Source organism: Pseudoduganella rhizocola (genome assembly GCF_045984285.3).
Lineage (GTDB): Bacteria > Pseudomonadota > Gammaproteobacteria > Burkholderiales > Burkholderiaceae_D > Rugamonas.
Genome location: NZ_JBJQIK030000002.1, coordinates 271,102 through 291,399 on the forward strand (window position 1 = coordinate 271,102; position 20,298 = coordinate 291,399).

Annotated in this window: 13 protein-coding genes and 1 other RNA gene; 6 read left to right on the forward strand and 8 right to left on the reverse strand. The window is 63.8% G+C overall.

Annotated features, from left to right (window positions below; genetic code table 11):
- The 3 genes from ACJRPG_RS04880 to ACJRPG_RS04890 all read right to left on the reverse strand — a co-directional run bounded on the left by ACJRPG_RS04880 (position 1) and on the right by ACJRPG_RS04890 (position 5,871).
- Entirely contained in the window at positions 1 to 1,746 is a 1,746-nt protein-coding gene (locus ACJRPG_RS04880) for a DUF885 domain-containing protein (protein ID WP_407998919.1), read from the reverse strand.
- 79 nt (positions 1,747 to 1,825) lie between these two features.
- The gene (locus ACJRPG_RS04885) at positions 1,826 to 2,248 is read right to left on the reverse strand and encodes an OsmC family protein (protein WP_407998920.1); all 423 of its coding nucleotides are present in this window, start codon (positions 2,246 to 2,248) and stop codon (positions 1,826 to 1,828) included.
- Between the two features lie 158 nt (positions 2,249 to 2,406).
- Positions 2,407 to 5,871 (reverse strand): EAL domain-containing protein, encoded by a 3,465-nt coding sequence (locus ACJRPG_RS04890; protein ID WP_407998921.1) that lies wholly within the window; start codon positions 5,869 to 5,871, stop codon positions 2,407 to 2,409.
- Positions 5,872 to 6,126: 255 nt separating this feature from the next.
- Here ACJRPG_RS04890 and ribBA point away from each other — a divergent pair, with 255 nt between their 5' ends.
- The 3 genes from ribBA to nusB are packed head-to-tail and all read left to right on the forward strand — an operon-like array spanning position 6,127 to position 8,248.
- Positions 6,127 to 7,239 (forward strand): bifunctional 3,4-dihydroxy-2-butanone-4-phosphate synthase/GTP cyclohydrolase II, encoded by a 1,113-nt coding sequence (gene ribBA / locus ACJRPG_RS04895; protein ID WP_407998922.1) that lies wholly within the window; start codon positions 6,127 to 6,129, stop codon positions 7,237 to 7,239.
- Between the two features lie 28 nt (positions 7,240 to 7,267).
- Positions 7,268 to 7,756 (forward strand): 6,7-dimethyl-8-ribityllumazine synthase, encoded by a 489-nt coding sequence (ribH, locus tag ACJRPG_RS04900; protein WP_407998923.1) that lies wholly within the window; start codon positions 7,268 to 7,270, stop codon positions 7,754 to 7,756.
- Between the two features lie 21 nt (positions 7,757 to 7,777).
- Positions 7,778 to 8,248, forward strand: coding sequence for a transcription antitermination factor NusB (nusB, locus tag ACJRPG_RS04905; RefSeq protein ID WP_407998924.1), 471 nt, complete (start codon positions 7,778 to 7,780; stop codon positions 8,246 to 8,248).
- A 48-nt stretch (positions 8,249 to 8,296) separates the two neighbouring features.
- On the opposite strand, the gene ACJRPG_RS04910 is transcribed toward nusB, so the two are convergent.
- The 4 genes from ACJRPG_RS04910 to ACJRPG_RS04925 form a co-directional block, all read right to left on the reverse strand.
- Complete coding sequence (locus ACJRPG_RS04910; protein ID WP_407998925.1) at positions 8,297 to 10,438, reverse strand: alpha-amylase family glycosyl hydrolase; 2,142 nt, start codon at positions 10,436 to 10,438, stop codon at positions 8,297 to 8,299.
- Positions 10,439 to 10,655: 217 nt separating this feature from the next.
- A complete protein-coding gene (locus ACJRPG_RS04915; RefSeq protein WP_407998926.1) occupies positions 10,656 to 11,729 on the reverse strand; it encodes a PepSY-associated TM helix domain-containing protein in 1,074 nt (357 codons plus the stop codon).
- Positions 11,729 to 13,783 carry a TonB-dependent receptor family protein gene (locus tag ACJRPG_RS04920; RefSeq protein WP_407998927.1) on the reverse strand — a complete coding sequence of 685 codons (2,055 nt, stop codon included), beginning with the start codon at positions 13,781 to 13,783 and terminating at the stop codon, positions 11,729 to 11,731. Before ACJRPG_RS04920 ends, ACJRPG_RS04915 begins: the two co-directional genes overlap by 1 nt.
- Positions 13,784 to 13,914: 131 nt before the next feature.
- Complete coding sequence (locus ACJRPG_RS04925) at positions 13,915 to 14,670, reverse strand: transglycosylase SLT domain-containing protein (protein ID WP_407999378.1); 756 nt, start codon at positions 14,668 to 14,670, stop codon at positions 13,915 to 13,917.
- Positions 14,671 to 15,286: 616 nt separating this feature from the next.
- Here ACJRPG_RS04925 and ubiD point away from each other — a divergent pair.
- Positions 15,287 to 16,771: a 4-hydroxy-3-polyprenylbenzoate decarboxylase gene (gene ubiD, locus ACJRPG_RS04930; protein WP_407998928.1), complete on the forward strand. Its 1,485-nt coding sequence runs from the start codon at positions 15,287 to 15,289 to the stop codon at positions 16,769 to 16,771.
- 101 nt (positions 16,772 to 16,872) lie between these two features.
- Positions 16,873 to 16,971, forward strand: an RNA gene (gene ffs, locus ACJRPG_RS04935) — signal recognition particle sRNA small type.
- Here ffs and ACJRPG_RS04940 read toward each other — a convergent pair.
- A complete protein-coding gene (locus tag ACJRPG_RS04940; protein ID WP_407998929.1) occupies positions 16,972 to 17,637 on the reverse strand; it encodes a hypothetical protein in 666 nt (221 codons plus the stop codon).
- A 94-nt stretch (positions 17,638 to 17,731) separates the two neighbouring features.
- Between ACJRPG_RS04940 and dnaX the strand changes: the two genes are divergently transcribed.
- Positions 17,732 to 20,263 (forward strand): DNA polymerase III subunit gamma/tau, encoded by a 2,532-nt coding sequence (gene dnaX, locus ACJRPG_RS04945; protein WP_407998930.1) that lies wholly within the window; start codon positions 17,732 to 17,734, stop codon positions 20,261 to 20,263.
- Positions 20,264 to 20,298: the final 35 nt, after the last annotated feature.

Genomic DNA, 20,298 nt, shown 5'->3' on the forward strand with positions numbered 1-20,298 from the left:
TTACTGCTTCGGAATGAAGTCTTCCGCCACCGCCTGGCGCATCAGGTCCGGCGGCAGGATGCCCTGCGAGATGATGAAGTCATTGAAGGCGCGCAGCTTGAAGCGCTGGCCCAGCGCGATCTCGGCCTGCGTTTTCAGGGCGCGCAGCTTTACGTAGCCATAGTAGTAGGAGGTTGCCTGCCCCGGGCTGCGGAAGGAGTAGCGGTCCACTTCCGATTGCGCGAAAGGTTCGGACAGCACCACTTCCCGCATCAGGAATTTCTTGGCTTCTTCCGGCGTCATGCGGCCCAGGTTGATCTGCGGGTCGAGCAGGGCGCGCGCCATGCGCAGCAGGCGCGCCTGCAGCGACACCAGCTGGCCTTCCGGCGGCATATAAGGCAGGATCAGCGCTTCCGAATACAGGCCCCAGCCTTCCACGTTCGCACTGTTGAAGGCGAAGTTGGCGCGGGCGATGGACATGCCCTGTTCCACAATCGAGGCAAACTGCAGCTCGTGGCCGGGGCGCGCTTCGTGCGCCGTCAGCGTCCACGCCATCGCCGCGAAATCGAAATCGTTCATGCGTTCCGCGGATTTGGCATTCGGGTTCGACAGCGGAATCACGAATTCGCCGTATTCGCCGGTATTGCCGATCAGGCGCGGCGGCGTCATGAAGGGCGCCGGGGAACGCGCTGCTTCGGCGCCGGTAGCGGTGCGGATATTCGCTTCGCGCGTGGGCAGCGTCACCAGCTCGTTCCTGCGTATCATGCCTTCGATATCCTTGAGGCGCTCGCGGTAGTAGGGCAGCAGCTGGTCCGGCGCGATCTGGTTCTTCTTCAGTTCCCGGATCACGTCGCGGTAGTCAGAGGAGGGCAGCTTGCGCTCCGCCGCGATGGCGTTGGCGATTACCTGCATCTGGTCGCGTACTTCCTGGAAGTCGAAGCCCGCGCGTTCGATCATCTGTTCCGGCGAAATATCGACGCCCACGTTGGCCAGGCGGTTCACATAGACCGGCAGCGGCAGCCGCACTTCCTTGCGCGCGCGCGGGATGATGGCGCTGCGGGTCCATTCATCAAAAGCCTTGACCTGCGCAGTCAGCGCGGCGAGGTCCGCTTCCCAGCCGCTCAGCTTCGCCTTGCGGAACAGGTCCGCAATCCCTTCCATATAGGTAGGGTTGTTGTTCAGACCTTCCTCCACCTCGCCGATGTACGGGCCGATCAGGCCCTTGCTGGCGAAGCGTTCTTCGGTACGGGCGCGGATCAGCGACGCAATCGGCGTATAGCCCGCTTCCTTGCCCGCGTAGCGCTTCAGGCGCACCAGGGCGGCAGCCTGCCGTTCCGGCTTGTTGCGCGGATCGAGCAGGGAGCGCAGGCCGTCATACACCACCTCCCCGGCATTCGTATATTCCAACAGGTATTGCCGCTGCAGCTTCATCGCATCGATCTTCTTCACGCGCGAAGCGATCAGGATATCCAGGTCCTGCCTTACTTTGGGATCGCTTTCCTTAACGCGCAGCTGGCGCAGGGAAGCGAGGCGCTGTTCCGTGCTGGCCAGCTCCCGTTCATAGTCCCTGGGTTTGAAGTCGGCGACAGCCGTATCGAATTCGGCGTTTCCCAGCTGGCTGGATTGCTCGGGCGCGAAGCGGCCGGTATCCTGCAGTACCGGTTGCGCGTAGGCGTCGCTGCGTGCGACCCAGGTGGGAGTGGCGGCGAAGGCGCTGCCGGAAATGATCAGGAGGGCGATGCTGATGCTGCGGCCAACTGCGGACATGGAAATCCCTTTCACGAGCAGTCCGCACCATGCGGACAGGCGACAGGAATTGTAATCCGAAGCCGGCCGCGCGGCGAGCTTACAGCAGCGTCGCGTCCAGCGTGATGCTGGTATTCAGCAGTTTGGAGACGGGGCAGCCTGCCTTGGCCTTGGCCGCCAGTTCCTGGAACTTCGCATTGTCGGCGCCGGGGATTTTGGCCTGCAGGGTCAGGTGTACGGCGGTGATGGAGAAGCCGTCATCGACCTTGTCCAGCGTGACTTCGGCCCTGGTGTCCATTTTCTCTGCCGTGTAGCCGGCCTCGCCGAGGATCAGGGACAGGGCCATGGTGAAGCAGCCCGCGTGGGCGGCGCCGATCAGTTCTTCCGGATTGGTGCCCGGTTTGCCTTCGAAACGGCTGGCGAAGCCGTAAGGGTAGTCTTTCATCGCACCGCTCTGGGTGCTGATTGCGCCTTTGCCATCCTTGATGCCGCCGGACCAGACGGCCGAGCCATGAGTCTTCATCGTGTACTCCTTCAGAAATTTGTAGGGAAGGGTGAAGCACGACTATCTTATGCGGATTGCCGGGCGTGCGCCGCCCGCTTATGGCAGAGGCATCAACGGCCGAGTCCGCCGGATGGCCGTACCCGACACCTGGGGCCTGGCCCCAAGGTGTCGCAGGCTCAGCCGATGCGGCGCTTGTCGGGGGTTTCGGCGCGCTGGAAGGCTTCGCGCACGGCGCTGCGCAGCTCTTCGTCGTCCCAGGGCTTGCTCAGGTATTTGTAGACGGCGCCGCGGTTCACGGCGTCCTTTACGCTGGCCATGTCCGCATAGCCGGACAGGATCATGCGCACCGTGTTGGGATGCAGCTCGCGCGCCCGCGCCATGAATTCGGTGCCGTGCATTTCGGCCATGCGCTGGTCCGATATCACCACCTGCACCTCGTTGCAGGCCATTATTTCCAGCGCCTGGCTGGCGCTGTGCGCCAGCAGGATGTTGTAGCCTTCGCGCCGGAACAGGCGTTCCAGCGCGTACAGCACCGACGGCTCGTCGTCCAGCAGCAGCAGCGTGCGCGGCGGCGTGCTTTCGTCGTTCACCGGTTTCAGGCAGCGCTGCTCGCGCAGCAGGGCGGCGAATTCGTCGGCAGGCAGCGGACGGCTGAACAGGAAGCCCTGGATCTTGTCGCAGCCCATGGTGCGCAGGAAGTTCAGCTGGCCCTCGGTCTCTACGCCTTCCGCCACCACCACCAGGTTCAGGCCATGCGCCAGCGCCGTCGTCGCCTGCGCAATGGCGGCGCTGCGCGGTTCGCTGGTGATGTTGCGCACGAAGGTCTGGTCGATCTTCAGCTTGTCCAGCCGGAAGCGCGACAGGTAGCCCAGCGAGGAATAGCCGGTGCCGAAATCGTCCAGCGAGATCGATACCCCCATCGAGGACAGTTCGTTCAACTGCATCTGCGTATGCTCGCTGTCCTGCATCATCACTGTTTCGGTCAGTTCCACTTCGAGATACTGCGGCGCCAGCCCGCTGCAATTGAGGGCGCGGCGCACCACGCCGGGCAGGGTGCCGGCCGAGAACTGGCGTGCGGAGACGTTCACGGCCACCGTCTGCGGCGGCAGCCCCGCCAGTTGCCAGGCCTTGTTCTGGCGGCAGGCTTCCTCGATCACCCAGTTGCCGATGGAGAGAATCAGGCCGCTGTCCTCGGCCAGCGGAATGAAGTCAGCCGGCGAGATCGCACCCAGTTCGGCGCAGTTCCAGCGCAGCAGCGCTTCCATGCCTTTCACCTTGCCGTCTTTCAGCGACACCTGCGGCTGGTAGTGCAACTGCAGTTCCTTGCGCTCGATGGCATGGCGCAGGTGCACTTCCAGCGACATCCAGCGCAGCGCGTGCGCATTCATTTCGCCGGTATAGAAGTGGAAGCCGTTGCGGCCCGAATCCTTTACGTGCGACAGCGCCACGTCGGCGCCGATCAGCAGGGCGCCCGGCGTGGCGCCGTCGCGCGGATAAATGCTGATGCCCACGCTGGCCGTGACATACACTTCCTGCCCCTGCAGGCGTATCGGCTGGGCCACCTGTTCCATCAGGCGGCGCGCGCACACGATCACGGCATCCACATCCTGGCACTTGGTCAGCAGCAGGGCGAATTCGTCGGCGCCGAGGTGGGCCAGCGTGTCGCCCGGCGTCACAATGCCGCTCACGCGCGACGCAACTTCCTGCAGCAGGGTGTCGCCAGCGTCGTGTCCCAGCGCGTCGTTGATCCGCTGCAGACGGTCGATATTGAACAGCAGCAGCGCGACCTGCTTGCCGCTATGTTCCGCCGCCGTCATGGCCAGCTGCAGGCGGTCGTTCAGCAGGTTGCGGTTGGGGAGCAGCGTGAGCGGATCGTGATTGCTGAGGAAGTCCAGCTGGTGATGGGCTTCCTTCAGCGCGCTGATGTCGCTGGACACGGACACATAACCGGTCACTTTCTCGCGCTGGTCGCGCACCGCGTTGATGCTGATCCGCTCCGGATACACCTGGCCGTTCTTGCGGCGGTTCCAGATCTCGCCGCGCCACTGGAAATCGGTTTCCAGTGCATGCCACATGGTGCGGTAGAAGGCGCTGTCGTGCCGGCCGGAGCGCAGCAGGCGCGGATTCTGGCCCAGCACTTCGTGCTCGCTATAGCCGGTAATCTGTTCGAATGCGGGATTGACGGCGATGATGTTGGCGTCGGCATCCGTCATCATGATGCTTTCCTGCGTGCTGTCGAAGACCTGGGCCGACAGGCGCAGGCGCTCCTCCAGCGCACGGCGCGCCGTGGTGTCGCGCAGGATCACGGTGAACATCTGCTCGTCTTCGATGTTCACGACCGACAGTGACAGTTCGGCGCTGAATTCTTCGCCGTTCTTGCGGATGCCGAACAGCTCCACCACCCGCCCGCTGTAATAACGCTCGCTGGTTTTGCGGTAGCGTTCGAAGCGGTTCATATGTTCTTCGCGCGAGCGTTCCGCAATCAGCTGCACGATGGACTGGCCGATGATTTCGTCGGCGCGGTAGCCGAACAGGACTTCGGCGGCGCGGTTGAAGTGCAGCACGCGCTGCTTCTCGTCCAGGCCGATGATGGCGTCCGGCGCAGACTGCGTCATGGCGCGGTAGCGCGCCTCGCTGGCGCGCAGCGCCGCATCGGCGCTACGGCGGGCCGACGCCTCCATCTGCAATTGCGCCGCGTGGCGCTGCACCACCTCGTACAGGTTCATGTTCTCGTAAGCCACAGCCAGCTGCGCGGCCAGCATGCGGATGAACTGTTCGTCCTCGTCGTTGAAGCAGGGCGCACCTACGCGGTCCGCCGCATACAGCCAGCCATAGAGGTGGTACTGGTCGCGGACCGCGAGGCCCAGCAGGTTCGGCACTTGCGGATGGCCGCCCGGCAGCGCAGGCATGTCGCCATCGCCGGCGCAGCGCCGCAGGATTTCTCCGTCATCCATCATGTTGCCGGGGAAGGAGGCGCGCTCCAGCAGCACGGGGCGCAGGACGCCGGCGTCGATACCCACCGTCTCTATATGCTGCACCGAGGTTTCATGCGCATCCAGCAGGCACAAAACGAGGATGCGCGCTTCCAGGATGCGCGCCGCCGTATGGCAGAACAGGGCCGCCATGCTGGCCGCATCGCGCTCGCCGTTCAGATGCAGGCTCAGTTCGTGCAGTGCAGCCATGCGGTCCACGGTGCTCAGGATGGCGGAGGGCTCGGGATAGGGCACTTGGCGCACCGCTTCCACGGCCGCTTCGGCGCCCGCCATTTCGCCGTTCTCGCCCAGTTCCAGCTGCACGGCGTCCAGTATCTGCTGCGGATCGGCCGGTTTCGGCAGCACCGTGCGCACGCCGCAGCTGGCCGCCATGGTCCTCAGTTCGGGCAGGGAATAGGTGGCGCTGAAGAAGATAACGGGGGTGTGGGCCAGGTCCGGGCTGGCGCGCAGGTGCTGCACGAACTCATAGCCGTCCATGGTCGGCATCAGCACGTCGGTGATGACCAGCTCGGGACGATGGGTGCGCGCCAGCGCGAGCGCCTCGGCGCCGTCCCCGGCCTCCAGCAGGCGATGCGGCGTGAAGCCGAGCAAGGTCAGCAGGTAGTGGCGGTTCGTTGGACGGTCGTCGACGATCAGTATGGTGGCCATTGGTACCAGGCAGCGCTTTTGGTGATTCTTGGTTTTATGCTACTCCGCGCGTCCCGCCGCGGGCGCACGCCTATTCTTCCGGCTCATCTTATTCCAGTCATCCGCTGATTGCCAAATTGTTTCTTGCTATTGTGTAGCATTTCACGAATTGGCTGTCTGGAAATGATGTTGTCAGCCGGTTTCCCGGTGGGCTTGCGGCAAATCCTTTAAAATAGCGGGTTATTAGTAGCTGTTCCCGAATTGAAGGAAAAGAATATGACTATCTCCAGCACCGAAGAAATTGTTGCCGAGCTGCGCGCCGGCCGCATGGTGATTCTGGTCGATGAGGAAGACCGCGAAAACGAAGGCGACCTGGTGCTGGCAGCCGACTTCGTCACGCCCGAAGCCATCAATTTCATGATCCGCCACGCCCGCGGCCTGGTGTGCCTGACGCTGAGCGAGGAAATCTGCGACCGCCTGGAACTGCCGATGATGGCGACCAAGAACGGCACCTCCTTCGGCACCAATTTCACGGTGTCGATCGAAGCGGCGGAAGGCGTTACCACCGGTATTTCCGCGGCGGACCGCGCCAGGACCATCCAGGTGGCCGTTGCCAAGGGCGCCAAGCCGAGCGATATCGTGCAGCCGGGCCACATCTTCCCGCTGCGCGCGGTGGCAGGCGGTGTGCTGATGCGCGCCGGCCATACCGAAGCGGGCTGCGACCTGACCGCGATGGCGGGCCTGACCCCGGCCTCGGTGATCTGCGAGATCGTCAAGGACGACGGCACCATGGCCCGCCTGCCGGACCTGCTGGAATTCGGCAAGGAACACGGCCTGAAAATCGGCACCATCGCCGACCTGATCCACTACCGCAGCCAGAAGGAATGCATGGTGGAGCGCGTGGCCGAGCGTCCGCTGCGCACGGCCCACGGCGATTTCCGTATGATTGCATTCCGTGACAAGCCGAGCGGCTCTGCCCACCTGGCGCTGGTGCACGGCGAGATGAAGCCGGGCCGCGAATCGCTGGTGCGCGTGCACCAGCCGGTATCGATCCTGGACCTGCTGGAAACCGAAGCCACCACCCACTCCTGGAATGTGTCCTCCTCGCTGAAAGCGATCAAGGCGGCCGAGCAGGGCGTGATGGTGCTGCTGAACTGCGGCGAGACGGCGGCACAGCTGTTCGACCAGCTGGAAGCGCTGGACAAGCCTGCCGCGAAGCCGGCCGGCCGCGCCGCCAGCATGGACCTGCGCAGCTACGGTATCGGCGCCCAGATCCTGCGCGCGGTCGGCGTGAGCAAGATGCAGCTGCTGGCCAGCCCGCGCAAGATGCCGTCGATGACAGGCTTCGACCTGGAAGTGACCGGCTACCTGGCCAAGCCGGCCCAATAATTCAACCCCAATCAAGAAGAGGTATGTCATGACCGTAGGAAGCTACGAAACCAACCTGAACGGCGAAGGCCTGCGCATCGGCATCGTGCAAGCGCGTTTCAACGAAGACGTATGCCACGGCCTGCTGTCGGCCTGCCTGGCCGAGCTCAAGCACCTGGGCGTAGCGGACGAGGATGTGCTGCACGTGACCGTGCCGGGCGCGCTGGAAATCCCGCTGGTGCTGCAGAAGATGGCCGAATCCGGCCAGTTCGACGCACTGGTGGCGCTGGGCGCCGTGATCCGTGGCGAGACCTACCACTTCGAGCTGGTGTCGAACGAGTCCGGCGCCGGCATCACCCGCATCGGCCTGGACTACAGCATTCCGATCGCGAATGCCGTGCTGACCACCGAGAACGACGAGCAGGCGGAAGTGCGCATGGCCGTCAAGGGCGCGGACGCCGCGCGCGTCGCCGTGGAAATGGCCAACCTGGCGATTGCGCTCGAAGAGCTGCACCAGGACCAGGGCGACGACGAGTAATTACATCAGGAATACACCAGAATGAACGATAAATCCGTGCACGCCAACCCGAGCAAGAACCGCACGCCGCGCCACCGCGCGCGCGAGTTCGCGCTGCAGGGCCTGTACCAGTGGCTGCTGAATAACGAGGCCGCGTCCACCGTGGTCAACAACATCCGCGCCGCCCATGGTTTCGACAAGGCCGACGCCGAATACTTCACCCAGTTGCTGCATGGCGCGATTGCCGATTCCGTGGCCCTGCGCGACACCTTCGCGCCGCTGGTGGACCGCGGCGTGGCCGAGCTGTCCCCGATCGAGCACGCCGTGCTGCTGATCGGCGCCTATGAGCTGAAGAACAACCTGGAAATTCCTTACCGCGTCGTGATCAACGAGGCGGTGGAGCTGACCAAGTCCTTCGGCGGCATCGACGGCCACAAATACGTGAACGGTGTGCTGGACAAGCTGGCAGGCCAGCTGCGCGCCGAGGAAGTGGCGGCCGACAAGAAGCGCTGAGCGCGTCCGGCGGCAAAAAAGGCCAGCCCGCGGGCTGGCCTTTTGCGTTTACGGCGACGGCAGCTGCGAAGGCACGGTAACGGTCGCGGTGCCGGTGGCGGGCGAGGTGAAGGTATGGTTGGAGCCGGTCTCCCAGACCGGCGTCACGATGCCGGCACCCTTGCGGATGAACTTGAAGCTGATGCTGGAGTTGGCCGGCACGCTCACGTCCGTGTACCAGTTCGGATACTGGTACACCACCTGGTTGAACATGGGGCCGAGCGGCGTGGCGTCGCTCCAGTTGGTCATCTCGTAGTTGCTGCCGGTGAGGTAGATATTCTGGCCGGACAGCGTGGCGGCATTCTGCACCACGAAGCGCACCATGACCTGCGGGCCGCTGAGCAGTTCAAAGTTGTTGTAGGTATTGCTGCTCACGAGGCCCGAGGTCTTCACCGTCACGCCATACATGCCCGCCGCCACCGAGGGCACCTTCACCTTGATCTGCGTGGCTTCCCACGACAGGATATCGGCGCCGCTGACCACGGTCGCGCCGAAATTCACCGTGCCCTTGGTGCTGCCGAAGGCGCGGCCGTCGATGGTGATGGTGTTGCCGGGCGCCGCCATCATCGGGCCGACATGGCCGACGGTCGGCGTGGTGATCGCCGGCGCCGATTGCCAGACCGCGATGGCCCCTGCCGCCAGCGTGAAGTTGCTGACGCCGCTGCCGGCGCCCACGGTGATGTTGTTGCCGTTGAAGCCCAGGCCGTTCAGCACATCGGTATAGCTGCCGGCCGGCAGCTGCGTGATGTAGCCGGAGATCGGCTGCGCATTCACCAGGTCGCGGTTGATGGCCACGGCCACCACATTGCTGCCGAACTTGCGTTCGTAGATATAGACATTCGAATTCAGCCAGCGCTGCGTGGTGTTGCCGTAGGCGAGGGCGGGATTCGATTTGCGCAGCGGCGCAATCGCCTGGATCAGCTTGTAGGCCTGGGTGGTGGTGGAGAAGGACGACATCATGGCCCGGTTATTGGGATCGCCCACGCCGGTCATGTACTGCTCGGTACCGTAATAAATGCCGGGCACGCCGCGCGAGGTCAGGGTGAAGGCCAGGGCCTGTTCCAGCTTGCGGTTATTGGCGCCCGAGACCTGGAAGCGATCCATGTCGTGGTTGTCGATGAAGGTGACCTGGTCATTGACGACGGTGTATTGGCTGGCCGTATCGCTGATCATCTGGTTCAGGCTCACCATGTCCGCGCTGCCGTCCTTGAAGACCTGGCGCACCTTCTGCCCGAACTGGAAGTCCAGCAGGCTCATGCCGCTGCGGTTGGCGAAATAATGGTTCGCCGTATCCACCTCGTTCGGGCTGAGGAACCATTCGCCGAAGGAGAACACCGGCTTGTAGCCGTTGATGTAGGCGATGATGTTTTTCTGCCAGCCGAAAGGCATGTGCTTGACCGCGTCCCAGCGGATGCCGTCGATGCCCAGGTCCAGCCAGATCTTGATGGCCGCCTTCATATACAGATCGATGGTGCTGTTCGCGTGGTTCAGGTCGGCCAGGTCGAACAGGTTGCGGTAGGTGCCGTCTTCCAGGTTGGAGAAGCTGGTGCCGCCGTTGTGGTGGAAATAGCCGTTCGGGTCGCTGGCATAGGAGGCCATCAGCGTGCCGTTGTCATACAGCTTGCCGTTTTCGCCGAAGCCCGCATTGGCGGAGTCGGCCGGCGAGGTGTGGTTGGGCGCGAAGTCGATGATCACCTTGATGTTCTTGGCGTGGGCCGCGTTGACCATGTTGCTGAAGTCCGTGAGGCTGCCGAAGGCGGGATGGGGCTTCTTGAAATCGCGCGCCCAGTAGCCGTGGTAGGAAGTGCTGTTGGTGCCGGAGTAGTTCAGTACGGCGGTGATGTTTTCCACCGGCTGCGAGATCCACAGCGCGGTGATGCCCATATTGCTGAAGTAGTTATCGTCGATCTTGTTCTGGATGCCTTTCCAGTCGCCGCCGCAGTAGAGCTTTTTCTGGGTGCAGCCGGCCGAGAAGGAAGTGCCGCTGGGATTGTTGGCCGCGTTGCCGTCGAGCAGGCGGTCGGTGACGATCTGGTAGATCACATCGGTGGCGAAACTCTGCTTGTTCGTGACGCTGGTGTCCGGCGCGCCCCAGGCCGGGGCCAGGTTCAGTGCAAGCAGCAAGAGTGAAGCTTTCAGTCCGGTCTTCATATTTCAGTCTCCAGTGTTTTTATCTACAGGGTGCCAGCCTGCCGGGGCGGGAGTTTGAAATATTTAATAGGCTGGCCCCGTTTACAGTAGTTTAACTACATAAAAAGTCAAGGAAAGACGTGACTGGGGTATATTGAGTGAGAAATGGTGAGTTTTTGGCGTGAAACAAGTGTAGTCAAAATTACTTGTTTACGTAGTTTTGATACAAAACAGCGAATTAAGGGCGGCGGCGCTTCCACCACAGCGAGATGCCGCTGATGCCCAGGGTGCCAAGCATGAGGCCGTTGAGCATGACCAGCGCCTCCAGCCAGGCGCCGCCCAGCTCGCCCGTATGCAGTGGATAAACGATGGCTACCGCACGCGCGCCGGGGTCCAGTTCATTCCAGCGGTTCATACCCAGCACGGCGCCGCCGCGTGGGTTCATCCATACGGAGGTGAGGCCGTTCGGGTGCGGGTCGTCCGGCAGGATGAGGCGGATGCGTACCGGGCGGCTGTCCTGTCCCGGCACCTGGATATAGCCGACCGCGCCATCGGGAAATTGCGCGCGCGCCGTGGCCACCAGCGTATCCAGCGAGACGGGCGCCAGCTTCGCGCTGGTTTTCGGCACCTTGGGCGGCTTCACGGGCGTGCCGCCGGCCAGCGAGGTGACGACCTCACCCAGCGGGCGCCACGCCATGTAGGCGCCGGTGGCGACGGAGACGGCGATCAGCAGGCCGAGCACGGCGCCGCCGGTGCGGTGCAGGTCGAACAGCCCCCGCAGCAAGCCTTTGCGCAGCTCGATGCGCAGCGAGGGGGGCCAGCGGCGCGGCCACCACAGCACCAGGCCGCTGATCAGGAAGAACAGATAGCCCAGCGCAATCCAGGCCAGGATGGCCTTGCCGGTATCCCCCAGGCCCAGTGCGCTGTGCAGCTTGAACAGGGAGTTGCGAAAACCCTCGGATTCGCCGCGGCGGCCCTGTTCAAGGCCGTTGGCAGGATCGATATAGACGGTGCCGCTCCATTTGGCGCGCACCAGCACCCACAGGCTGTCGCCCGCTTCGCGCGGCGGGCGGAAGGTGAGGGTAGCGTCCTTGCCGAATTCATCAACGAGCCGCGCGCGCAGCGGCTCCAGCGCCACCATGGCCTGCGGCCCGGAACGCGCCATGAACAGCTCCGGGTGCAGGACCCGGTCCAGCGGCCCCACCACCACCATGAGGGCGCCCATCAGCGCCACCAGTGCCAGGATCCAGCCGACGCCCAGCCCCAGCCAGCGGTGCGTGCGCAGCCACAGCTGCCGGAGTTTCAATGCCATCAGAAGCTGGTGCGTGCCTGCAGGTACACGGTGCGCGGTGCGCCCACCATGCGGCCTGCGTTGCCGTCCACGTTACGGGTGTAATAGCGCTTGTCGGCGGCATTGTTCACGCCCGCCAGCAGTTCTACGCCGCCCAGCTTGTAGCCCAGCTGCGCGTTCCACACATTGAAGCCGGGGATCCGGCCAACGCCGCCATTGGCCGCTTCCGCCACGGTATTGGCCGCGTCGGAATACTGCTTGCTCTGCGCCGTGCCGGACAGGTTGATGGTGAAGGCGCCCACCGCGTAGCGCGCGCCGACGGTGCCGGTATTGCGCGAGTAGAAGGGCACGTCCTTGCCGATGGTATCGCCGGACTTCTGGATCGCCTTCGTATAGTTGTAGTTGGCATAGACCTCGAAGCCCGCCAGTGCGCCGTCGCGGTCGAAGCGGTAGTCGATGGCGCTCTCGAGGCCTTCGTGGTGCGTCGCCCCGATATTGCGGAAGGTGGCCGGGGTGATGCCCGGCACCTGGATGATCTGGTTATCGAAGCGCAGCTGGTAGATGGTCGCTTCCGCACTCAGGCCCTTGTGCTTGTAGCGCGCGCCCAGCTCAGCCGTCTTGGCCAGTTCAGGCTTCAGGGGATTGCTGGCGGTCTGGGAGTTCAGCTGCAGGTTCTGCACCGGGCCGAAGGAAGTGCTGTAGTTGGTGAACAGGGTCAGCGCCGGATTCACCAGGTAGGCCACGTTCAGCGAAGGCAGGGCCTTGTCGTTTTCGGTTTCGAAGCTGCTGCGGGCGGCGCGGTCATCGCGCTGCGATTCGATGTGCTCGAAGCGCACACCCGGCGTAATGCGCCAGGCGCCCAAGGCGATGCGGTCATCAATATAGAAGGCGTGGGCGTCGGTCTGGTTGTCGAAGCTCACGGTGGCGCTGCGCGCGCCGCTGGCGATGGTCAGGTTGTAGCTGTTGTCGTCGCCGCGCTCGCGCAGGTAGCGGTAGCCGGCCGTGATGTCATGCGTTGCCGCGCCGGATACCACACGCTGGGTATAGCGCGGCTCGATGCCGAGCACCGTGTAGTTGCGCGGCTGGTAGGCCAGCTGGGTGCGGGCGGCATTAATCAGGGCGCTCTGGCGCGTGCTCTCGTTGTAATAGGTCTTGATCTCGAATTCCTGGGTCGCGGACAGCGCGTTCAGGTAGCCGAGGTCGATGCCTTTGCGTTCGCCGTTCCAGAAGTCGGTAGGACGGGTGTTCTGGAAAGGATCGGCCTTGTACTGCGCCACCGTGAGCCCGCCCGGCGTTTTCGAGGTGACATCGTAATAGGACAGCTTGCCGTAGAACTGGCTGGCGGCATCGATCCGGTAGCGGAACTTGAAGGCCAGGTCATTGATCTTCTCATCGCTGCCCGCGCGCCATTCCGTGCCGTCCATGCCGGAATACAGGATCGCCACGCCCAGGCCATTCTCGCCCTGTGCGCCGATGAAGGCGCTGTACTGCGTATTATGGCCGCCTTCGCTGAAGTCGTTGTAGCGCAGGCTGGCGTCGCCGCTCACCGTGCCTGCCGTTTCAGGAATGGCCCGGGTGCTGAAATTGATGATGCCGCCCACGTTCTGCGGGCCGTAGCGCACCGCGCCGCCGCCGCGCACCACGTCGATCGATTCGATATTGTTCAGGCTCACCGGCGCGAAGGAAAGCTGCGGCTGGCCGTAAGGCGCCACGGCCAGCGGCACGCCGTCCAGCAGCACGGTGGAGCGCGGCGAATAGCGACCGGTGAGGCCGCGCACGCCGATGTTCAGGGAAATGGCGCTGCCGGCCGTGCCCGAGTTCTCGCTGGCCTGCACGCCCGGAATGCGGCGCAGCACGTCGGCAATCGAGGCGGCGCCGGTCTGGTCGATCTCATCCTTCTGCACCACGGTGCGCGCGCCGGCGAAGTTCTTCACGCTGTTCTGCAGGCCGGATCCCAGCCAGTTGCCGGTGATCTGCACGGTCTCCAGCGCCGCATCCTGGGCAAACGACTGCTGTGCGAGCAGGGCAAGGGCCACGGCAGCGGCGCAGCGGGTCAGGGCAGGGCGGGTCGACATACCAAATTTCTCCGAAACAATGATAACAAACAGTGAATGATAACACTTCTCATTCTCATTGTCTGCGGAGCTGCCGAAAACAAAAATGCCGCCCGGCGTGAGCCGGACGGCATTCGGGAGGAATCGCTAGATCAGAGACCGGCCAGTTCGGTCGCGGCCGCCGGGGCGGCGGAGGCCACGGCCGGCGCCTGCACTGTCGTCGTCTTGGCCAGGACCGGTGCGGAAGGCGCGGTGAAGGTCGGCACCTTCTTGCCCGCCGAAACCTGCTTCAGGCGGCGGTATTCGGCCAGCACCTTGGAGCCGTAGCCGTCATCGGTTTCAAAGGCGGCCGCGCCCACATAGCTCTTCAGGCCGGCTTCCACCGAACCGCCGCGGGTCACATAGTCCTTCAGGATCAGCGAACCGACGCGGATATTCGCCACCGGGTTCAGCGCCGCCTGCACGCCGCCCATTTCCTGGAACTTGTCGTGGTGGACCTTGGACATCACCTGCATCAGGCCCTGCGCGCCCATCGGGCTTTCCGCGAAGGGATTGAGGCCGGATTCGATCGCCATCACGGCCAGGATCAGCAGCGGATCCAGCTTGATCTCGCGTGCCGTCAGGTAGGCGGTGGACACCAGCATATTGGTCGCGTCGCCCGCCACACGGTAGCGCTTGGCCAGCCAGGACGTCACCCACTCCTGCTGCTTGCGGGTGCCCATCAGGGCTTTTTCTTCCTCTGTCAGCGGCGCTTCTTCAGCGGCGGCGGAGACCGGTTTCACGGCCGGGGCTTCCATCAGGGCCGACAGCGGCGGGGCCACGACAGCCGGCGCCACAGCTTCGTCTTCGGCAATCGCCTTGGACAGGGAGCGCGCCAGGTCTGGGCGGGCAAACAGGACAGCGATCATCACCAGGGCGCTGACGCCGAATACGGTGAGGGTATGTTGAGCAGTCGTAAATACACTGCGAAGAGAAACACGTTGCGCAGCAAGGCGCGCGACTGGCGATACAGCCAGCGAGCGGGCGGCACCAGCCATCCCGGTAATGCGAATATTCATTAAGAACTCCCCTAATGTCCGAAAAGAGCGTGCATGCGCCGCGCGAGTTCGCGCCGTGCTGCAGATACGCCAATGCCGTACACAGAAATTAATCGTTCGTCGCCGCAGGGAGCGCGCTTCGAACGCGAGATTGCTTGCTTGAGCTGGCCTCTCAGTGGGCCAGTTGCAATACAACTTGTACCGGGGGGAGGGCAGACGCCCTGGAAAACACTCCTTAAAATGTCTGATGGAGCCCGGACTCCGTGAATGAATGAGAGGCAACTCTGTTGACGAAATTGCCATAACTCGCTTCAAGTAAAACGAATTGTAGAAGCCGTTTTATATCCAGTCAATACTAACACAACTGTTTTTTATAACTTTTGAATCTAGGTTTTGGAGCTATGGATGAGCAAAAACCAATAGAATCAACCACTTGACCGGAAGAGCTCAGAATGGGCGTCCGAAGCATAAAAATCGTAAAAATTGTATGAAATACTCAGATCTGCGTGATTTTATTTCCCAACTGCAAAAAATGGGCGAATTAAAGCCCATTTCCTTGTCAGTTTCGCCACATCTGGAGATGACGGAGGTTTGCGACCGCACCTTGCGGGCCGGCGGCCCGGCGCTCCTGTTCGAAAACCCCGCCGGATTCACGATGCCGGTGCTGGGCAACCTGTTCGGCACCACGCGCCGCGTGGCGCTGGGCATGGGCGCCGAGGATGTGAGCGAACTGCGCCGCATCGGCCACCTGCTGGCGCAGCTCAAGGAGCCGGAACCGCCCAAGGACTTCAAGGACCTGATGGGGCTTGGCTCCCTGGTGAAATCGCTGTGGGACATGTCGCCCAAGGAGCAGCGCGGCGCGGCCTGCCAGGAGATCGTGTGGGAAGGGCAGGACGTGGACCTGGGCCGCCTGCCGATCCAGCATTGCTGGCCGGGCGATGTGGCGCCCCTTATTACATGGGGGCTGGTGATTACCAAGGGCCCTAACAAGAAGCGCCAGAACCTGGGCATTTACCGCCAGCAGGTGCTGGGCCCTAATAAAGTAATCATGCGCTGGCTGGCGCACCGGGGCGGCGCGCTGGATTTCCGCGAGCATGCCATCCGCAATCCTGGCCAGCCTTACCCGGTCTGCGTGGCGCTGGGCGCCGACCCGGCAACCATCCTGGGCGCGGTGACGCCGGTGCCGGATTCCCTCTCCGAATACCAGTTCGCCGGCCTGCTGCGCGGCAGCCGCACCGAGCTGACGAAGGCCATCGGCAGCGAGCTGCGGGTGCCGGCATCGGCCGAAATCGTCCTGGAAGGCCATATCTACCCGGACGAAAACCATCCATCGGGCTACGAGCATGCGCTGGAAGGCCCGTATGGCGACCACACCGGCTACTATAATGAGCAGGACTGGTTCCCGGTCTTCACCATCGACCGCATCACGATGCGGCGCGACCCGATCTACCACTCCACGTATACAGGTAAACCGCCGGACGAACCGGCGATGCTGGGCCTGGCCCTGAATGAAGTGTTCGTGCCGCTGCTGCAAAAGCAGTTCAGCGAAATCATCGACTTCCACCTGCCGTCGGAAGGCTGCAGCTACCGCATGGCGGTGGTGCAGATCCGCAAGCAGTACGCGGGCCATGCCAAGCGGGTGATGTTCGGCGTGTGGAGCTTCCTGCGCCAGTTCATGTATACCAAGTTCATCGTGGTGGTGGACGAAGACGTCAACATCCGCGACTGGAACGAGGTAATCTGGGCCATCACCACCCGCGTGGACCCCACGCGCGACACCACGATGGTGGACAACACCCCGATCGACTACCTCGATTTCGCCTCGCCGGTAAGCGGCCTTGGCAGCAAGATGGGCATCGACGCCACCAACAAGTGGCCCGGCGAAACCACCCGCGAATGGGGCACGACGATCCACATGTCCCCCGAGGTCAAGCAGAAGGTCGACCAGATCTGGCAGGAGCTCGGCCTCTGAATCGCCGAGCCCGTGTCCACCTTGGGGTCAGGCACCAAGGTGGACACGGGCTCGGCTATCGGATTTCCCACTTATGGCGGGAGCAGGTATAATGTTCGCCGGGCGGGCCCCTGCGCATTGCGGCATGGCTAACCTGGTCAGGTCGGGAACGAAGCAGCCACGGCTGTTAACCGCAAGTGCCGCAGATCAGGCTCGCCTCCTTATTCGTCTTCCATCAGTTCCGCTTCCAGCGGCCGTGCGGTCGCTACCATCAGCGGATTTTCCTTCAGCAGCGCGTTATCCGGCTTCAGCCGGATCTGGTGCTTCGCATCGGTGGCGTACTGCAGCGCGCCGGCGCGGGCTTGCACCGTTACCTTGGCCGGCTGGTCGAATTTCAGCACGATCCACTTCATTTTCGGCGCAAACAGGCTGAAAGCACCCGCCACCTTGCCGATTGCCTCGTTCGACTGCTCCACACTGCCCATCAGGTTCGCATACGGCCATTGCGTGCCCGCCGGGACCAGGGCATTCAGGATGTAGGCCATGCGCGCCTTTTCGCCGGTTGGCATGGTTGTCATGATTTTGGCGTCTTCCGCCAGCCATTTGGCATTCGGCACCACATGCATGCGGCCCTCGGCGTCCAGCGGCAGCGGGGTGCGGCCGCCGCTGTGCACCACGGCCAGGCCGATGTCGCCCGGTTTGATGGCCTTGTTCTGTGGGATGATCTTCAGGCTCAGGTCAATTTTGTCGCGCTGCGCGGCCGGCAGGGAATAGTATTTGTCCAGCTTCAGCGATTCGACGAATTTCTTGTACGGGATCCATTCGCGCTCTTGTGCGATGGCGGAACTGGCGAGCAGCAGCAGGAAGACGGGCAGGAGTTTTTTCATGGTTGTTGTGTTAGGAAAAAATCAAGTGTAAGCGAAGTGAAGAGGTTTGGCTATTGTTGACCTCACGGCTCTCCAACTACGGTAAAATCACTGAATGTCCTATCAAGTCCTCGCTCGCAAATACCGTCCCCGGAACTTTGAAACGCTCGTTGGCCAGGAGCACGTCGTCCGTGCGCTGACGCATGCGCTGGGCACGGGACGTCTGCACCATGCCTATCTGTTTACCGGCACCCGCGGTGTCGGCAAGACCACGCTGTCGCGTATCCTGGCCAAGTCGCTGAACTGCACGGGCCCGGACGGGCAGGGCGGCATCACCGCCACGCCTTGCGGCGTGTGCGAAGCCTGTACCGCCATCGATGGCGGCCGCTTCGTGGACTATATCGAGATGGACGCGGCGTCCAACCGCGGCGTCGATGAAATGGCGCAGCTGCTGGAGCAGGCGGTGTATGCCCCGTCAAATGCGCGCTTCAAGGTCTATATGATCGACGAGGTGCACATGCTCACCAATCACGCCTTCAATGCGATGCTGAAGACGCTGGAAGAGCCCCCGGAGCACGTGAAATTCATCCTGGCGACCACCGATCCGCAGAAGATTCCTGTCACCGTGCTGTCGCGCTGCCTGCAGTTCAACCTGAAGCAGATGCCGCCGGGGCATATCGTCGGCCACCTCGAAAATATCCTGGGCCAGGAAAACGTCAGCTTCGAGCAGCCCGCTTTGCGCCTGCTGGCACAGGGCGCGCATGGTTCGATGCGCGATGCGCTGTCGCTGACCGACCAGGCGATTGCCTACGCGGCAGGCGCGGTGACGCTGGATGCTGTGCAAGGCATGCTGGGCGCGCTGGACCAGTCTTACCTCGTGCGCCTGCTGGACGCGCTGGCGAACCAGGATGGCGCCGACCTGATGGCGGTGGCCGATGAAATGGCTTCGCGCTCGCTGTCCTATAACGGCGCCTTGCAGGACCTGGGCACGCTGCTGCACCGGATCGCGCTGGCGCAGACGGTGCCGTCGGCGGTGCCGGAAGATTTGCCGGAACACGCGGACATCGTGCGCCTGGCGCAGTCTTTCGATGCCGAGGAAGTGCAGCTGTATTACCAGATCTGCGTGCATGGGCGGAACGAGCTCGGGCTCGCGCCGGATGAATACGCGGGCTTCACCATGACGCTGCTACGCATGCTTGCCTTTCGGCCCGGCATCGGCGGCGCAGAGGGACTCCCGGCTGCGCCGGTAGCGGCTCGTCCTGCCGGTCCGAATCCGGCACGCGCTGCGGCGGCTGCGGCAGGCGTTGCGCCGCGCGCGGCCTCGGCTTCGCTCGCGAGCCATGCGAGCATGACGCCGCATCCGGCCGTGGTGGCGGGGGCTGCCGCTGCGCAAGCAGTGAGCGAGCCGGCAACTGCGCCGCGAGCTGGCACATCCCCAGCCTCTGACGCAGCGGCAATGGCTGCCGCCTTCGGCGAACCCGAGCCGGCAGCGGCACAAGGCGCCCAGGCGCCGGCTGCTGCGGCTCCGCAAGCGCCGGTACCCCAAGCGCCCGTTGCTGCCGCAGCACCGGCGCCGCAAGCGTCCGCACCGCAGGCACCAGCCGCTGCGGCTCCCGCACCGGCACCGCAGGCAGCAGCCGCACAGGCAGCACCAGCGGCGCCGCGTCCTGCATCGTCAGGCCCAGTAAGCCCGGCGCGCGCTGCAATCAACGCTGCGCTGGAAGCCGCGCGCGCCGCAACGCTGGCGCGTACCGGTGCGCGTCCGTCAATGAAAGTCACGCCGGACGCTGGAGGCGCTTCTGCCGCACCATCGGCGTCCGCCGCAGCGCCGCAGCCTCAAGCCGCCACGCCGCAGCCGCAAGCCGTCGCCGCGCCGCAGGCGCAATCGGCCGCAGCCCCACAGCCGCAAGCCGCAGCGCAAAGGCCTGCCGCCCGCGCCCCCGCACCATGGGAGGATGCACCCGAAGACGCGAACATCGGCGACGCCGCCGTCATCGAAGCACCGCCGCAAGCGCAGCAGACGCAAACTGCGCCCGCGCAGCCGGCGGCCCGCCAGTCTGCGCCGGTGACGGAAGAAGACGACCTGCCGCCGTGGGTCACTGAATTATCCGACGACAGCGCCACGCCTGCAGGCGCCGCTCACATGGACGGCGAGGAATTCCCGGCCGCGCCAGTGGCACGCCCGGCGCAGGCCAAGGCGCCGGCCAAGGCCCCATATGAATATGTGATCACGCCCGTTCCGGAGCTGAACTGGGACGGCAACTGGCCGATGCTGGCCGCTCACCTGCCGCTGCGCGGCGTGTCGCAGCAGCTGGCCACGCAGGCCGAGCTGGTGAGCTGCACCATCGACGGCAACGCGGCGCTGTTCAAGCTGCGCTGCCCGATCGACACCTGGTGCACGCCGCCGAACATCGAGAAACTGACCGCTGCGCTCAGCGAGCGTTTCGGCCGTCCGGCGCGCGTGGAAACGGAAACCGGTCCGGTGTGGTACACCACCACGGCCGAAGCGCAGGCGCACCGCGAGGCCTGCCAGCGCGCGGCCGAGCAGACCGTCAACAACGATCCCTTCGTGCAGGCCATGGCGCGCGAGTTTGGCGCCTTCGTGGTCGCCGGCTCCATCGTTGCGCCAGTGACCCCCGCACATTAATTACAATTCCCTCGGAACTACTACGGAGTACACCA

What these genes read in the sequence shown, in the direction of transcription:
- ACJRPG_RS04925 (WP_407999378.1), bottom strand. Translation starts at nt 14,670, where the DNA reads ATGATCGCTGTCCTGTTTGCCCGCCCAGACCTGGCGCGCTCCCTGTCC.
- ACJRPG_RS04885 (WP_407998920.1), bottom strand. Translation starts at nt 2,248, where the DNA reads ATGAAGACTCATGGCTCGGCCGTCTGGTCCGGCGGCATCAAGGATGGC.
- dnaX (WP_407998930.1), top strand. Translation starts at nt 17,732, where the DNA reads ATGTCCTATCAAGTCCTCGCTCGCAAATACCGTCCCCGGAACTTTGAA.
- ubiD (WP_407998928.1), top strand. Translation starts at nt 15,287, where the DNA reads ATGAAATACTCAGATCTGCGTGATTTTATTTCCCAACTGCAAAAAATG.
- ACJRPG_RS04915 (WP_407998926.1), bottom strand. Translation starts at nt 11,729, where the DNA reads ATGGCATTGAAACTCCGGCAGCTGTGGCTGCGCACGCACCGCTGGCTG.
- ACJRPG_RS04890 (WP_407998921.1), bottom strand. Translation starts at nt 5,871, where the DNA reads ATGGCCACCATACTGATCGTCGACGACCGTCCAACGAACCGCCACTAC.
- ACJRPG_RS04920 (WP_407998927.1), bottom strand. Translation starts at nt 13,783, where the DNA reads ATGTCGACCCGCCCTGCCCTGACCCGCTGCGCCGCTGCCGTGGCCCTT.
- ACJRPG_RS04940 (WP_407998929.1), bottom strand. Translation starts at nt 17,637, where the DNA reads ATGAAAAAACTCCTGCCCGTCTTCCTGCTGCTGCTCGCCAGTTCCGCC.
- ribH (WP_407998923.1), top strand. Translation starts at nt 7,268, where the DNA reads ATGACCGTAGGAAGCTACGAAACCAACCTGAACGGCGAAGGCCTGCGC.
- ACJRPG_RS04910 (WP_407998925.1), bottom strand. Translation starts at nt 10,438, where the DNA reads ATGAAGACCGGACTGAAAGCTTCACTCTTGCTGCTTGCACTGAACCTG.
- ribBA (WP_407998922.1), top strand. Translation starts at nt 6,127, where the DNA reads ATGACTATCTCCAGCACCGAAGAAATTGTTGCCGAGCTGCGCGCCGGC.
- ACJRPG_RS04880 (WP_407998919.1), bottom strand. Translation starts at nt 1,746, where the DNA reads ATGTCCGCAGTTGGCCGCAGCATCAGCATCGCCCTCCTGATCATTTCC.
- nusB (WP_407998924.1), top strand. Translation starts at nt 7,778, where the DNA reads ATGAACGATAAATCCGTGCACGCCAACCCGAGCAAGAACCGCACGCCG.